Consider the following 14,028-nt stretch of genomic DNA (forward strand, 5'->3'; position numbering starts at 1 on the left):
CGACATCGTATGACTATATCGGATTTAGGTCTGTAAAAGTAACTTCCAAGTAACTATTTTGGCCACTGGGAATGCTGTGGCCGCCTGTCAGTTTTCGCCCTGGAACTGGCCGGCGCGATAGGTCAGCACGAGCGTGTCGCGGTGACCATGGTCGCCGACGGGCTGGATCGGCGTCGATTCATGGATCACGGCGGCATCGTCGAGCAGCAGCAGCGACCACGGCTCGGTGAGGGTAAAGCGCTTGCCGTTGGGGCCATCTGCTTCGAAAATTCGCGTCTCGCCGCCCTTGACCTGCTCGCGCCCGATCAGCAGCACGGCGACGAAGTCGACCCCGTCGCGGTGCGCGCCTTCCGGCGTGGGGCGGCCGATGCCGTCGGTGGTGTCGATGCGGAACTGGTGCGCCTCGATGAACCACGGCTGGCTGCCCTTGACCTGGGAGCAGGCGTCGCCCAGCGCGCGGATCAGCTGCTGCCAGGCCGGCTGCGCCACGATGGCCGGTTCGACCGGTTCGAACAGGCGGTGCATGCCGCCGTGCAGGGCGTTGTATTCCACCGGTTGCCAGTGCGGGCGGTGCGCCGTCTGCGTCAGGCGCGCGCCATCCTGCACGAAGCACGAGTGGCGCCGCCGACGATAGCGGCCGCCATCCTTCAGGTAATTGTCCAGCGCCAGCGCATTCCAGCTTGGTTCGAGCGCGCGCAGCGCGTCGAGCGGGCAGCCGGCCAGCGCGGCCACGTCCTGCGGGCGCAGGACGGCATAGCCGTCGTCGCGCAAGGCGTCCTTGAGGCGGGACGGGGCGGTAAAGATCGGTGCGGAAGTGCTCATGGCGGTGCCGGCCGGAACGCGGCCTGTATCAGTTTGTCCAGCCTGGCATTCTACGACTTCGCGGCGTTTCCTGTGCAGTGTGCGATACGAATTATTCTTGTTGAGTTAAAAATTCTTTACCAGGGTCAGACGCAGCGAGCGCGATTCCACCGGATGGAAGTGGATATCGTCGACTGGCTGCGCCTCGCCGGGCAGGCGCGAGGCATAGTAGTAATCGATGGCCGAGTCGCGCCGGTTGGCCAGGTTGTAGCCCTCCAGTTCCATGCGCAAGGTCTTGTCGATCCGGTAGGCGATGCGCCCGTTCAGGCCCACGCTGGCGGCGGAGCGCACGCTGTTATCCTCGATCAGCGGGCGCGGGCCGAAGTAGCGCAGACGCAAAGAGCCTGACCATGGCCCCTGCGGCGTCAGCGTCATGGCCAGCTGGGCCACCCCTTCGATGGCGCCGGGGATGAAGCCGCCTGCCGGGTCGCCGCCGCGCGAGCGTGCGCGCGCATACGCCAGGTCCAGGTCCAGCGACAGCCAGCTGGCCGCCTTGTAGTAGCTGGAAAACTCGATGCCGTAGCGGCGGCTGGGACGGCCCGCCTCGGTGGCGCCGGCGTCGCCGATGAACAGCAGTTCGGAATCGAAGTCCAGGCGGTACAGCGACAGCGAGGCTTGCAGGCCGGCGATGGCGGCGCTGCGCAAGCCCAGTTCCAGGGCGCGCGAGCGCACCAGGGGCGTGACCTTGTCTGCCGCCTCGCCCGTCTTCGGATCAATGTTGATCGTCGTGCCGCGCGCGTCGTTGCTGTGAAAACCATTGCCAATATTGAAATACGCTTCCGTGTCGCGCCACGGCCCCGCGATCACGCTCAGGCTGGGGCTGAACAAATGGTCGCTGGCCTGGCCCGAATTGGCGGCGCGGTCGCTGCGCACGTCGAAGCGGTAGGCGTCCGCGCGCAGGCCGGCCACGGTGCGCAGCGATCGCGACCAGCGCGTGCTGTTTTCGCCATACACGCCGAGGCTCGTTTCGACGATATGGTCTTGCCGCGTGGTCGACAGGACCTGGCGCCGGCGCGTGTGGTACAGGCCATTATGGATATTGTCGTTCTGCAGCTGCACGCCGATGGTGGTGTCGCTGCTGCCCCTGTCCGTGTGGCGGTGCCAGGTATGGCTGGCATCGAGGCCGGCCGTCACGCGCCGGTCGGGCTGGGCGAACTGGTCGCCGTTGACCGGGTCGTCCATCGCATACGTAAAATTCGAGAACAGGGCCAGGCGGTTGGCGATCATGTACGCGCTGACCCTGGACGACGCGTCGTCCGTCGTCTGGCGCCAGGCGCCAGACAGGCTGTAGCGCTGCGCCTTGCCGCCGTCGCTGGCATCGATGGCGTCGAAGCGGCCCAGCGCACCATCCTGCACGGCGCGCAGCGGAATCTGGTCGGTGGCGTACCAGCTGGCGTCATACGCCATGGCCGTGACGTTGAAACCGTTGTTGGCATAGCCTTCGCTGTAGCGCAGCACGCCATTGCGCTTGCGGTAGCGGTCCGGCTGCGTGAACGGACCATCGTTGTGCTGCGTTTCGAGCGCGTACAGCAGGCTGCCGTCGCCCGCATCGAGCGTATCGGCCAGCAGGGCGCGGCGAAAGCCGTTTTGCCCGATGCCCGCGCTGGCGATGCCCTGCGTCAGGCGGTTCGCATAGACGATGGACGCCGCGCCCGCCGAGGAAAAATCGCCTTGCGCCGCCGAATACGGCCCCTTTTTGTAATCGAGGCGCATGGCCAGTTCGGGGATCAAAAAGTTCAGGTCCGTCCAGCCCTGGCCGTGGCCATGGCTGCGCTGGTTGACGGGCATCTCGTCGACGGTGGTGCGCAAGTCCGTGCCGTGATCGAGGTTGAAGCCGCGCAGGTAGAACTGGTTGGCCTTGCCCTCGCCGCTATGCTGGCTGGCGATCAGTCCCGGCACGGCTTCAAGCAATTCGCCGGGCCGGTAGCTGGTGCGCGCGTCGAGCTGCTGTTGCGTGACGCTGCCTGCGTTGGCCGAATCGGCCACGCCCAGCTGGTTCAGGCGCGAGCCGTCGACCAGCACGCGCTGGAAGATGTCGTCGGCGTGGGCAGCGCTTGCTGAAAACAGGGCGGCGAGGAAGAGGGGAAGAGAGCGTGGCGTCATGGGGGATAGGTGTGCCCGGGCTTAGCGGATCGGCAATTCCGTGTTCTGGCGGTCGAAGATCAGCGTCTGGATGCTGCCGCTATCCTGCACGTTGAGGGTATTGCGCTGGCTGGGCAGGAAGTCGGTCAGCAGCTGGTTATGGATGCGCGTGGCTGGCGCCAGGCGCGTGTGCTCGATTTCCTGGAAGATCACCACGTTGTCGGCGTTGACCTTCATGCCGACCCAGTTCAGGCGTAATCGCTTGCCGTCCGGCCCCACCAGGTAAAACTGCTTTTCGACATAGCGGCGCAGGGCCGCTTCGCTGTCTTCCTGGCCCAGGTCGAACTGGCGCTGGTACAGATTCGTCAGCAGCGCCTGCACGTCGTGGCCCGTGTAGGTGTGCACCACTTCCGTGCTGCCGCTGGCACCGTTATAACTGATGTCGGCGATGCCCATGTGGAAGTTATGGGCGCCGGCCGCCATGCTGGCGCAGGCCAGCAGGCTTGCCGCGAGAAGGCGCCAGCGCTTCACGCCTCGTCATCCCCGGCCGCGCCGCCGTTCCTGCTTTTCAGGGGCGTATGAAAATCGCGCATCAGGTTATCCTTGGGCGATTTTTCGCTCTTGAACAGTTCCAGGCGTGAAGGCGCGATTTTTCTTGGCCAGCTGTTGTTGCTCGTGTCGATGTCGGCCGTTTCCCAGTACGGGTCCTGTACCAGGCCAACCATCGGCTCGTCCGTGATGACGACCTTGGTGATTTTCTTCGGCGAGTAGCGCCATATCTCGGCCGGCACGCGCTCGACGTATTTTTTGCCGCTTTTCAGTTCGATCTCGAGGATCAGGGGCATGACCATGCCTCCCACGTTCGACAGGTCGACCAGGTACAGGTGCTTGCCCTGCTTGAGCAGGTCTTTTTCCCACGGTTCCAGCGCGGCCAGCGCTTCGGCGTAGGCGTTGCGGTCCTTGTTGGTCACCGTGAAATCGTCGTGCTGATTGTAGAAATCCTTCAGTTCCGGATGCGCATCGACGCGGCGTGGCATGCCCTTGTTGGCGCGGTTTGTGACGGACTCCGGCTGGGCGTCCTTTTGCGCTTTTTTCCAGGCCTTTTCCGTTTCCGGATTCTTTGAGCTCACGCCGTACTCCGTGATGCCGTCGATGCTGATGTCGACCGGGTCGGTCGTATAAAACCAGCCGCGCCAGAACCAGTCGAGGTCCGTGCCGGAAGCGTCTTCCATGGTGCGGAAGAAGTCGGCGGGGGTGGGGCGCTTGAATTTCCAGCGCTGCGCATATTCCTTGAAGGCGTAGTCGAACAGCTCGCGCCCGAGGATGGTCTCGCGCAGGATGTTCAGGCCCGCTGCCGGCTTGGCGTAGGCGTTGTTGCCGAACTGCAAGAGCGATTCGGAATTGGTCATGATAGGCACCTGGTCGCGGCTACGCATGTAGTCGACGATCTCGCGCGGTTCGCCGCGCGAGGCCGGGTAGTTTTCTTCCCACGCCTGCTGCGCCAGGTATTGCACGAAGGTGTTGAGGCCTTCGTCCATCCATGTCCACTGGCGCTCGTCCGAGTTGATGATCATCGGGTAGTAGTTGTGGCCCACTTCATGGATGATGACGCCGATCAGCCCATACTTGGTGCGCTTGGAATACGTCAGCGCGCCCGTTTTCTTGTCTTTCACCGGACGCGGGCCGTTGAAGGAGATCATCGGATACTCCATGCCGCCCACGGGGCCGTTGACGGAGATGGCCGTCGGATACGGGTAGGCTATGCTGTACTTGTTGTACTGTTCTATCGTGTGCACGATGGCTTGCGTGCTGTACTTTTCCCACAGCGGATTGCCCTCTTTCGGATAGTAGGACATGGCCATCAGCTTGCTGCCGCCCTTGTTGTAGCCCTGCGCATCCCAGATGAACTTGCGGCTCGAAGCCCAGGCGAAGTCGCGCACGTTGGCCGCCTTGAAGTGCCACGTCTTTTGCGCGCGGCTGACGGATTTTTCGGCCGCTTCCGCTTCCTTCTGCGTGACGATGATGACGGGCTTGTCGCTGCCGCGGGCCTTTTCCAGGCGCTCGCGCTGCGCGGCGGACAGCACGTCCTGTGGATTCTGCAGCTCGCCCGTGGCGGCGACGATATGGTCGGCAGGAACCGTCAGCTGCACGTCGTAGTCGCCGAATTCCAGCGTGAATTCGCCCGAGCCGAGGAACTGCTTGTGCTGCCAGCCGGCCGCGTCGTAGTAGGCGGCCATGCGGGGGAACCATTGCGCTACCTCAAACAGCGCGTTCTTGTCGTCGAAGACTTCATAGCCGGCGCGCCCGCCCAGCACCTTCTGTTCGTTGATGCGGTAATCCCAGTCGATCTGGAAGACGAAATCCTGGCCCGGCTTCAGGGGCTGCGGCAGGTCGATGCGCATCATGCTGCGGTTGATCACGTGCTTCAGGGGCAGGCCGTCCGCGCCTTTCAAGGCGCGGATATTGAAGCCGCCCTGGAAGTCGCCGCGCGCCAGCATGCCGCGCAAGCCTTCGAACTTCATCGTGTCTTCGCCCGCCGTCTTGGCCCACGCCTGGCGCGAGGGCGCCGTGGTCATGCGGCGCGCATCGGAATCGGGCCGGTAGATATTCTGGTCCAGCTGCAGCCACAGGTAGCCGAGGGTATCGGGCGACCGGTTATGGTAGGTGATGGTGCCGCTGCCGGCGATTTCGCGCCTGGCTTCATCCAGGGTGGCGCGTATCGTGTAGTCGGCGCGCTGCTGCCAGTAGGCGTGGCCAGGCGCCCCCGACGCGGTGCGGTAGGTGTTCGGGGTGGGCAGCAATTCTTCGAGCTGGCGGAACTTGTCGTCGAACGGTTCGGCGGCGAAGGCCGACACGGTAAAGCACAGAGCCAACGAGGCTACGGAGCCGAAAGGTATGCGCATGGTCACCCTGATGTTGTTGTAAGGAAATAGTGGCAACTATTCTATACGCAGGGTGAGGCCCTCCTTGTATCGATTTGTAATAAAGAAAGGCGGATTTCGCGCCAGCTTATGCCTGGCGCTGTCAGGGCGATGCTTTACCTGATTTTGCTCGGGAATGCGGCGCTTTTACTCACTTTTCATCAGGCTGTCGCGCAACTGGTTCAGTTGTTGTTTCATGTCCACAACCTGCTCCACGCTGCAGTGGCTGGCCGTCAGGATGGCTTCGGGCAGCAGGGCCGCTGCATGGCGCAGCTGGTCGCCCTGCTGCGTGAGGGAAATGATGACCTGGCGCTCGTCGCTGGCGGCGCGCGCGCGCGTCAACAGGCCTGATTGTTCCATGCGCTTGAGCAAGGGCGTCAGCGTGGCAGAATCGAGAAACAGGCGCTCGCCCACTTCCGACACCGTCAAGCCGTCGCGTTCCCACAGCACCATCATCACCAGGTATTGCGAATAGGTGAGACCGAGCTTGCGCAGCAGCTTGCGGTACAGCTTGTTCATGGCGAGCGAGGTCGAGTACAGCGCAAAGCACAGCTGGCTGTCCAGGCGCGGCACCTGGTGCAGGGGATTGGGAGCGGTGGTGGTATCCATGGGCACAGTATATATAGCGCACTACCTAATTGCAATGCGCGGCGCCGGACCTGGCGATCCGGCACGGGGCGCAGGCGCCTAAGCGGCGTAGCGCGCGCGCAGCAGGGCAAGCATGGCGACGTTCTGTTCCCACGCATCCGTCACCGGCTGCTGCGTCCAGGGCAGAGTTTGCGTGTACGGCGCGGGGCCGAATTCCGGCGTGAACGTCAGGCGCTCGGCGCCGGCGGCGCGACGCAGGGCGACGATGGCGTCCCACCACGCCAGGTGGGCGTCGAGCGCCGGCTTGGCTTCCGGCGCGCGGAAGTCGGCCACCTGCGGCCCCTGCGCATGGCCCACGCGCGCATGCACGTGGCGCACCTGCGGCAGTACTTGCGCCAGGGTCTGCGGCTGGTCTTCCAGCAGCGATTCGCAGGCGCAGCACCAGTGCGACAGGTCGGCCGTCAAGGGCAGCTGCGGATACTGCTGCAGATACGGCAGCAGCAGCATCGGATGGCCGGAAAAGCGGCTGCGGTGGATTTCATGCACGATGGGTACGCCGTGCTTTGCCGAGATGGCGGCGGCCAGGTCGATCAGTTGCCCGTTCTGCGCCGGCGTATAAAAATCCTTGCCCGTGTGCGTGTTGACCAGCACGGGGCGGGCCAGGCAGGCGTTTTCCAGCAGTTCCGCCAGGGCCGCGCGGTGCAGCTCGAAGTCAGCGTGGAAGACGGTTTCCCACTGTGCGGCGATCAGGTCCAGGCCAGCATCGGCGATGCGCCCCGTCCATTCCTCGCGCAGGGCGGCGTCCAGCGGCAGCGACATTTCGATGCCGTCGAAGCCGGCCGCCGCTACCCTGTCGATGAAGACTTCGGGCGGCAGCTCGTTATTGCCCCAGTGGGCGGCGAAGACGTCGATGCGCATCAGACGAAGCCCCGCACGGGGAACGCCGCGTCGCGCTGTATCCAGTTGTGCGCCGCGTATTCGGTCTGGCCGTCCGTGGCATGCAAGGTATAGGCGTGGCGCGAGACGGGCGAGCGGTTCGGCGCGCTGTAATGGGGCAGCAAGCCGTGGAAGCAGACGAGGGCGCCGGCCTTGACTTCGAGCGGCACGGCCGTGCTGTCGTCGGGCCAGGGCATGGCGTCAAGCTTTTCCACGCGTACCTGGTCGCCGTTGCGGATGAAGCGTTCGCGCAGGGGGCCGCGGTGGCCGCCCGGTTCCGCCCACAGGCAGCCGTTGTCCAGGGTCGCGTCTTCCAGCGCGAACCAGAACGTGGTCACGCTGATCGGCGTGGTCTCGAAATATGTGGCGTCCTGGTGCCAGCGCACTTCGCCGCCGATGCCGGGCTGTTTAAATATGTACATCGATTGCCACACTTGCGCGTCCGCCAGGCCCAGGTCGCGCGCCACTTCGGCCAGCTTCGGGTCGGCCGAAAAGGCGCGGAAGACGGGGTCCAGGTCATGCATGGCGTGGCCGATCTTGTTGATCGACAGCGACTTCGCCTGCTTTAACTGGCCGTCCGCGCCGAAGGCCTCTTCCTCGAAGAAGCAGCGGATGGTGTTGTCGGAGGCGAGGAAATAATCGTTGGTGTTTTTTGCCTGGTCGCGCGTGGTGAAGATGGACTGGCTGACGCTGGGATCGAATTCGTTGACAATCTGCTCGGCGCGCGCGCGCAGGGCGGCGATTTCGTCCGCACCCTTGAAATCGGGCAGGATGATGTAGCCATCGCGTTGGTATTGTTCTTGTTGTTCGATCGTCAGCATGGCGGCGGCTCCGGAGATTGGTAGAAGGCGCCATTGTAGGATGGGGACAGTGTGCAAACAATCGCCCGGCGGTTGACAGATTGTCGTCAAAACGAAGACAATCTTTGATATGGATCAACTAAAAGCGATGGAAATCTTTGTCGAAGTGGCGCGCCAGCGCAGCTTTACGGTGGCCGGGCAGCGCCTGGGCCTGACGCGCGCCATGGTCAGCAAGACCATCATGCAGCTGGAGGAGCGTCTGCATGCGCGTCTGCTGCACCGCTCCACGCGCGAAGTGAGCCTGACGGACGCCGGCCGCGCCTACCTGGCGCCGTGCATGGCCACCGTCAGCCAGGCGCAGGAAGCGGCGCGCATGGTGGCGCACGTGGCGCAGGCGGGCGCCGCGCTGGCAGGGCCGCTGCGCATCCAGGCGCCGTCGAGCTTCGGCAGCGCCTGGCTGGCCGACGCCGTCGCCCGTTTCAGCCTGCTGCACCCGCAGGTGCAGGCCGAGCTGTTTGTCGACGATGCGCTGCTCGACCCGATACGCCACGGCTTCGACTTGACCATTCGCGTGGGCGGCATCCCGGACAGCAGCGCGCTGGCCATGCGTCCGCTGGCGCCGTGCCGCGCCGTGCTGTGCGCCAGCCCCGCCTATCTGGCGCAATGGGGCGTGCCGCAGACGCCGCAAGACCTGTTGCAGCATCAGTGCCTGCATTTCAGCCACCTGACCGATGGCACGAACTGGCATTTCCAGCGAGGACAAGGGGAACAGCGCGAAGAAGTGAGCGTGCGGGTGCAGGCGGGTTTCACGGCCAATAATGGCCTGGTGCTGCAGCAGGCGGCGCAGCGGGGGCTGGGCATCGTCTACAGCACCACCTTTCTCGCCTGGCGCAATCTGCTCGATGGCAGCCTGCTGCCCGTGCTGTCCGGCTGGGAGCTGCCCTTGAATCACTTGAGCGCCCTGTATCCGGCCAGCCGCCAGATGTCGCCCAAGGTGCGCGCGCTGATCGATTTCCTGGTGGCTGAATACCAGCCCGTGCCGCCGTGGGACCGCGAGCTGGACGCCGCCGGTTTTCTTAATTGACGATCAGCTGAAGGCGACGGCTTCCACCGTCCACGCGCCATCGGCGTACACGCGCTCGTCGTCGAGGTAGACGGCCTCGGTGACGGCGAAGATATCAACGTGATAGCGTGCATCCTTGCGCTTGAATTGCGGCTTGGTGTAGACGCCATGCTTGGCGCCCAGCGACAGGTGGATGCCGCACATGCGTTCATAGGTGCCGATGTCGTTGACCAGCTGTTCGCGCGAAAAGGCGCGGTTCATGCCGAAGCCCAGTTCGCGCACCCACACTTCGCCTTCGTGCGCGCGGATGATCTCCAGCATGGCCAGAAATTCCGGCGTGGCGTGCTCCGTGCCCGTCACGCGGCCCTTGTCGATGATCAGGGTGATCGGCGTGTCGGGGCGGTTGACCATGAACTGCGTGTCGCCAAAGACGAAGATGCGCACGCGCCCGTTCACCGCTTCCAGGTCCTGCGCTTCCGTAAATACTTCGCCCAGGGGGAACTGGCCGCCGATATTGTTCATGCCGCTGTAGTCGCCGATATTGAGCTTGGCCGATTCGAACGGGGAAGCGAAGACCAGCTGCTCGCCGCCGCTTTCCACCATGCCGTGGCGGGCGCGGTCGATGCGAGCCTTGAGCGCGTGGCCGACGCCGCGGTAGTAGGCGGGGTCATAGGCCAGCGAAGCGATGTAGTGCAGCCCCTGCACGCCGGGCATGCGCGACAGATGCACGTGCTCGATGACCTTCAGGCCCCGCTTGAACAGCTCGATGCGGATGCGGAATGCTTCCAGTCGGAAGCTGGTCGACTGGATCAGCACGACGAGGCTGCCTGCCGGCAGGTCGGCAAACGCGGCCAGCACGGCGTCCGGCGTGACGTCGTCGAAGTCGATGAAGGCCGCGTCCGGCAAGGCCTGGCGATACGCTTCCGTCAGCACCACGTTGAGCCAGCTGCGCTTGTCGCAGACGACCAGCGCCGGTTCGTCGGGCCGGTGGCAGATGGCCATGGCCAGCAGGTCGGCCACGTTCTGGGCCGCCACTTCGGTGGCGGCGGCGCTGATGGCATCGAGCCGGCTGGTGTCATTTTCGGGTAGCGTCATGGTGGCGAGGTCGTCATGCGGATGGAGTAGGTAAGCGGGGCATTATAAGGCGATTGCCGCGCCCCCCGCCATTCCCCATCCGGCGGAGGACGCCATGGCGCCAGTCCCCTGATTTTCTTGTGTAGTGCCCTATGGCAATGTATTATTTGATACATAGCATGGCAGCGAGGCTGGGAGCTGTCAGGCGCAGCGGCCCGGTCCGCCTGCGCATGGCACGTTTTCGGTGATAGATGGAAATACAACAAGCCAACAGGCGATGACTAAGAGTGTGATGCGATGAGCATAATCGGACAAGATATTCCCATGGAGCGGCCCGACACGGACGGCCGTGCTGCCGTGTTTGTTCCCGTCACGGGCGTCAAGGAAGATGTCCTGTTGACCATACGCAAAGGTGCGGCCATTGTCGGCTTTGCCAACCACGACCGCACCATTACCGTGTATTTTGAAAGCAACCGATTCGATGACCCCGTGCTGGCCAAGTGGGAGCACAAGGCGCGCAAGGCGTATGACCGCCTGATCGACAATGCGCCCACCGTGTCGAAGCTGACCACCAGCCCCGCCAATTTCGAGCAGATCGGCTACATCAATGGCAAGGGCATCACCATCCGCCGCATGGAAAGCCTGCAGCGCTGGCTCGCGTATTCGGATGCGATGGATTCTTGCCCGGCAACGGATATTATTCCGCGCACGGTGATCGCCAAGCCTGAAAGCGTCAAGGTGTAGGAGCGGTTGATAAAACGCCCATGGCGTTGTTGCCTGCCCCGTTTTTACCTTACTGTACTGAAGTACTGCCTTCGGTGCGGCGCCTGGCCCTGAACATGTTTCCCGCCGCTCCTGGTGTGCCTGCATGGGCATCCAATAATGCTGCTGGCGCCTGTCCGACCCACGCCTGCACCTGGGATCAGACCCGGCGGGGCTGATCCCATACATTACACCACGACGATATTCGCCTGCGCCTTGAGCGGGCAGGGCAGGGTGTCGTCGAAGGTGATTTCGATGGCGCTGGCGACGAACATGCCGCCGATGTGCCGGGCGGCGATTTCCGGCGGCGTGCCCGGCTTGGTCAGGTTGACGTCTTGCGCAAAGACAAATATGCGCCAGGTGCCGTAGACTTTTTGTCCATATTGCAGCAGGGTCCGGTAAGCCCGCTTCAAGTCCAGGCTGGCCGCGTACACGCCGTCGTTGGCGCCGGGATCGAAGCCCAGGCCGTCGTCCGTCAATGATTCCACGAAATACAGGCCCTGCGGCGCCTGGAACAGCACGAAGGCATACAGTTCCGTGCCGCGGAACACATTGCCATTGTCGCGCCTGAAGCTGGCGCGCAGCCACAACGGTTCGTAGGCTTGCACGACGGCGGGCGTATCCGTTTCCACGGGCCCCGCCACGTGGATGTTGACTTGCGTTTCGCTCACGGCATGCTGGTAGGTGGCGCCCGTGGTGAAACGCTCATACTCCCAGCTGATGTCGGCCGTGTAGGGCAGGCCCGCGTTCGGCGCTTCCGGCAGCACCCATTTCGCCACCACTCGTTCGGCCAGGGTCAGTTCGCCGGCGGCTGGCGGTGTTGCTTCCTGGCCACGCCAGAACGGGTCCGCGACATCGGAGCAGGCGACGGCGATGGCGCCCGAGGCGATGGCCGAGGCCACGCCCGCCACCGTGAACTCGGGCTGGCCCGAGCCTGCTCCTTCCAGCGAACAGCAGTGCACGTCGGGCTGCGTTTCATCGAAGGTGCCGCCCACGCTGAAGCTGGCCTTGCCGGAGCCGAGCGCGGCGGCAATGATGGCCACCAGCGCGGCGATGATGGCGATGATGATGGCGAGGATTTTCCACCACGGGTCGGCAAATGGCAAATCCCCGTGCGTGCCCGCGTAGGCGGGGTTCGGCGTCCAGACGAGCGTCATGCCGGTCGGCACGATGGGCCCCAGGCCGGGCGGGCAGCGGCACTCCTTGCCATCCGTGCCCGTGCTGCCCCAGCGCTTGCCCGGCACGTGACCCTGCGGTTTGGACAGTTCCAGCGTGCCTTCCTCGACCGTGCAGGTATAGGTATTGGTGCTGCTGTCAAAGCGCGTCTGCGAGACGAAGATCTGCTGGATCGAGCGGCGCGGCGTGTAGCCGTCGGCCTTGGCGACAAAGCTGACCAGGCGCTTGCCGGGTGTGGCGTGCTGGAAGTCGGCATCCCACATCACCAGCATGGCCGCGCCGGCGGGCACGCTGGCAAAGAAGAAGGTGCGCGCCACGGGCGCGATGCCGGGGTCGCCAACGCTTTCCAGGTACACCGTGACGTTCGTCAGCGGGTTGCCGGACGTGTTCGTGACGTGGGCGGCGACGCGCAAGCCATAGATGGCATTGTCGAAGATGCCGTCCGGCAACATGATATTGGTGACGGGCTCGATCGCGAACGGCCGCGTCAGCACCTGCATGGGGGTGTCGCTCATGATGCCTGCTCCTCGGGGCTTTGCCGCTCTTGAGCTTGTTCTTTTTCCAGATCGGTGACGACATACGTGATGCCGCCCATGACCTTGCCTTCCTGCGTTTCCAGCACGCGCAGCAGCGCATATTGGCGTGGCGGCAAGGCTTCGGCGCGCACGCTCAGGTACACGGCCTGCGCCTGGCCGCGCGGCACTTCCAGCGCCAGTTTTTGCTCGCCGGGCACGTCGCCATTGCAGTGGGGCGTGCGCGCCAGGCCCGCCACCAGGCGTGCATCCCTGGCCGGCTGCCATCGCTCAAGCCCGAGCGTGGCCAGCAGGCGCTCCGGCAGCGCGCCGCCATACTCGATCTGCAGTTCCACTTGTTTCGTTTCGCGCGGCAGGGCGGCCACCGCGATGGTCAGCAATTGTGCGCGCCGGGCCGCCAGCACCACGGTGACATTGCGCTGGGCGATCTGCTCGTGCTGCTTGGGCTGGAAGGGAAAGCCGCTGGGCAACGGGTCGGGCAGCGGGTTGACGTCGCCAGGCCCGTGGGCCACGGCCAGCAGGCATTCGTGGCCGCCATTGACGATGACGGGGACCCATGGCACCAGGCACAGCACTTCCTGCGTGGCGCCCGGCGGCAAGTCGGCAAACGCGGAGCCGATCAGCGTGGCGGCGCCGACGGCGATCTGGCCGGAAGGGTCTGCCCAGTAAAAGTCCACGCGCACGCCGTTCGAGGTGCTGTTGCCCGTATTGTGCACGCGGCCCCACAAATAATTGCTGGTGCCGGCAATGGGCGCGCCGGGCGCGCCATTCGGATCATTGCCCGGCACGACCCAGATATCGGCGCTGTCCCACCACCATGGCTGGCCGTCTTCGATGATCAGGTGGGCTGGCATGGCAATCTCCTTGTGCGTGGCCGGTGCTTGTAGCTTAGGCCGTGGCGGCGCTGGCCTCTTGATCGGCATCAAGTCTATGGATGACTGCGCAGGCGCGCCGTGGCGCTGCCTGCGTGGGGTAATATTGCGGCAGAATGCAGCTGAGTAAATCCAGGAAAAGGTTGGAACGTGTCTGAAAAAGTGAATGAAGTTTGCGTCAATGCCGCCTGCGGCCGGACTTTGCCGCTGTGCGTGGCGCATTGTCCGTTTTGCGGCGCGCGCCAGGCTGTCGCATCGACTGTTGTGCAGAAGGTAGTCACGCCGCCGCTCCCCTTGGCGCCGCCACCGTTGCCGCCCATGCCGCCGCCGCTGCCCGCATCTTCCGCCATTCCCGCGCCG

General features: G+C 64.3%; 13 protein-coding genes. 2 read left to right on the forward strand and 11 right to left on the reverse strand.

Going from position 1 to position 14,028, the window contains the following annotated elements:
• Window positions 1-87: 87 nt before the first annotated feature.
• From CBW50_RS02125 to CBW50_RS02155, 7 genes are all read right to left on the reverse strand, one after another.
• On the reverse strand, window positions 88-822 hold the full coding sequence (locus tag CBW50_RS02125; protein WP_086143950.1) for a 2OG-Fe dioxygenase family protein: 735 nt from the start codon (window positions 820-822) through the stop codon (window positions 88-90).
• A 105-nt stretch (window positions 823-927) separates the two neighbouring features.
• Window positions 928-2,964, reverse strand: coding sequence for a TonB-dependent receptor (locus tag CBW50_RS02130; protein ID WP_086143951.1), 2,037 nt, complete (start codon window positions 2,962-2,964; stop codon window positions 928-930).
• 21 nt (window positions 2,965-2,985) lie between these two features.
• The gene (locus CBW50_RS02135) at window positions 2,986-3,474 is read right to left on the reverse strand and encodes a DUF6702 family protein (protein WP_086143952.1); all 489 of its coding nucleotides are present in this window, start codon (window positions 3,472-3,474) and stop codon (window positions 2,986-2,988) included.
• The gene (locus CBW50_RS02140) at window positions 3,471-5,846 is read right to left on the reverse strand and encodes a M1 family metallopeptidase (protein WP_086143953.1); all 2,376 of its coding nucleotides are present in this window, start codon (window positions 5,844-5,846) and stop codon (window positions 3,471-3,473) included. The genes CBW50_RS02135 and CBW50_RS02140 overlap by 4 nt, the downstream gene beginning before the upstream one ends.
• 165 nt (window positions 5,847-6,011) lie before the next feature.
• Window positions 6,012-6,473, reverse strand: coding sequence for a MarR family winged helix-turn-helix transcriptional regulator (locus CBW50_RS02145; RefSeq protein WP_086143954.1), 462 nt, complete (start codon window positions 6,471-6,473; stop codon window positions 6,012-6,014).
• 78 nt (window positions 6,474-6,551) lie between these two features.
• On the reverse strand, window positions 6,552-7,370 hold the full coding sequence (locus tag CBW50_RS02150) for a sugar phosphate isomerase/epimerase (protein WP_086143955.1): 819 nt from the start codon (window positions 7,368-7,370) through the stop codon (window positions 6,552-6,554).
• The gene (locus tag CBW50_RS02155; RefSeq protein ID WP_086143956.1) at window positions 7,370-8,209 is read right to left on the reverse strand and encodes a phytanoyl-CoA dioxygenase family protein; all 840 of its coding nucleotides are present in this window, start codon (window positions 8,207-8,209) and stop codon (window positions 7,370-7,372) included. Before CBW50_RS02155 ends, CBW50_RS02150 begins: the two co-directional genes overlap by 1 nt.
• A 109-nt stretch (window positions 8,210-8,318) precedes the next feature.
• Between CBW50_RS02155 and CBW50_RS02160 the strand changes: the two genes are divergently transcribed.
• On the forward strand, window positions 8,319-9,272 hold the full coding sequence (locus tag CBW50_RS02160; protein WP_226935396.1) for a LysR family transcriptional regulator: 954 nt from the start codon (window positions 8,319-8,321) through the stop codon (window positions 9,270-9,272).
• A 3-nt stretch (window positions 9,273-9,275) separates the two neighbouring features.
• Here CBW50_RS02160 and CBW50_RS02165 read toward each other — a convergent pair whose 3' ends face one another.
• Complete coding sequence (locus CBW50_RS02165; protein ID WP_086143958.1) at window positions 9,276-10,346, reverse strand: hypothetical protein; 1,071 nt, start codon at window positions 10,344-10,346, stop codon at window positions 9,276-9,278.
• Window positions 10,347-10,622: 276 nt separating this feature from the next.
• Here CBW50_RS02165 and CBW50_RS02170 point away from each other — a divergent pair, with 276 nt between their 5' ends.
• Window positions 10,623-11,069 (forward strand): hypothetical protein, encoded by a 447-nt coding sequence (locus CBW50_RS02170; protein WP_226935394.1) that lies wholly within the window; start codon window positions 10,623-10,625, stop codon window positions 11,067-11,069.
• 206 nt (window positions 11,070-11,275) lie between these two features.
• Here the strand turns inward: CBW50_RS02170 and CBW50_RS02175 are convergent, their stop codons facing one another.
• From CBW50_RS02175 to CBW50_RS29690, 3 genes are all read right to left on the reverse strand, one after another.
• Window positions 11,276-12,778, reverse strand: coding sequence for a choice-of-anchor X domain-containing protein (locus tag CBW50_RS02175; protein WP_086143960.1), 1,503 nt, complete (start codon window positions 12,776-12,778; stop codon window positions 11,276-11,278).
• Complete coding sequence (locus CBW50_RS02180; protein WP_086143961.1) at window positions 12,775-13,650, reverse strand: hypothetical protein; 876 nt, start codon at window positions 13,648-13,650, stop codon at window positions 12,775-12,777. Before CBW50_RS02180 ends, CBW50_RS02175 begins: the two co-directional genes overlap by 4 nt.
• A gap of 74 nt (window positions 13,651-13,724) precedes the next feature.
• The coding region (locus tag CBW50_RS29690) for a hypothetical protein (protein WP_216356296.1) at window positions 13,725-14,028 on the reverse strand (304 nt) is incomplete at its 5' end.

The sequence above is a fragment of the Janthinobacterium sp. GW458P genome (assembly GCF_002127585.1).
Classification (GTDB): Bacteria; Pseudomonadota; Gammaproteobacteria; order Burkholderiales; family Burkholderiaceae_D; genus Janthinobacterium.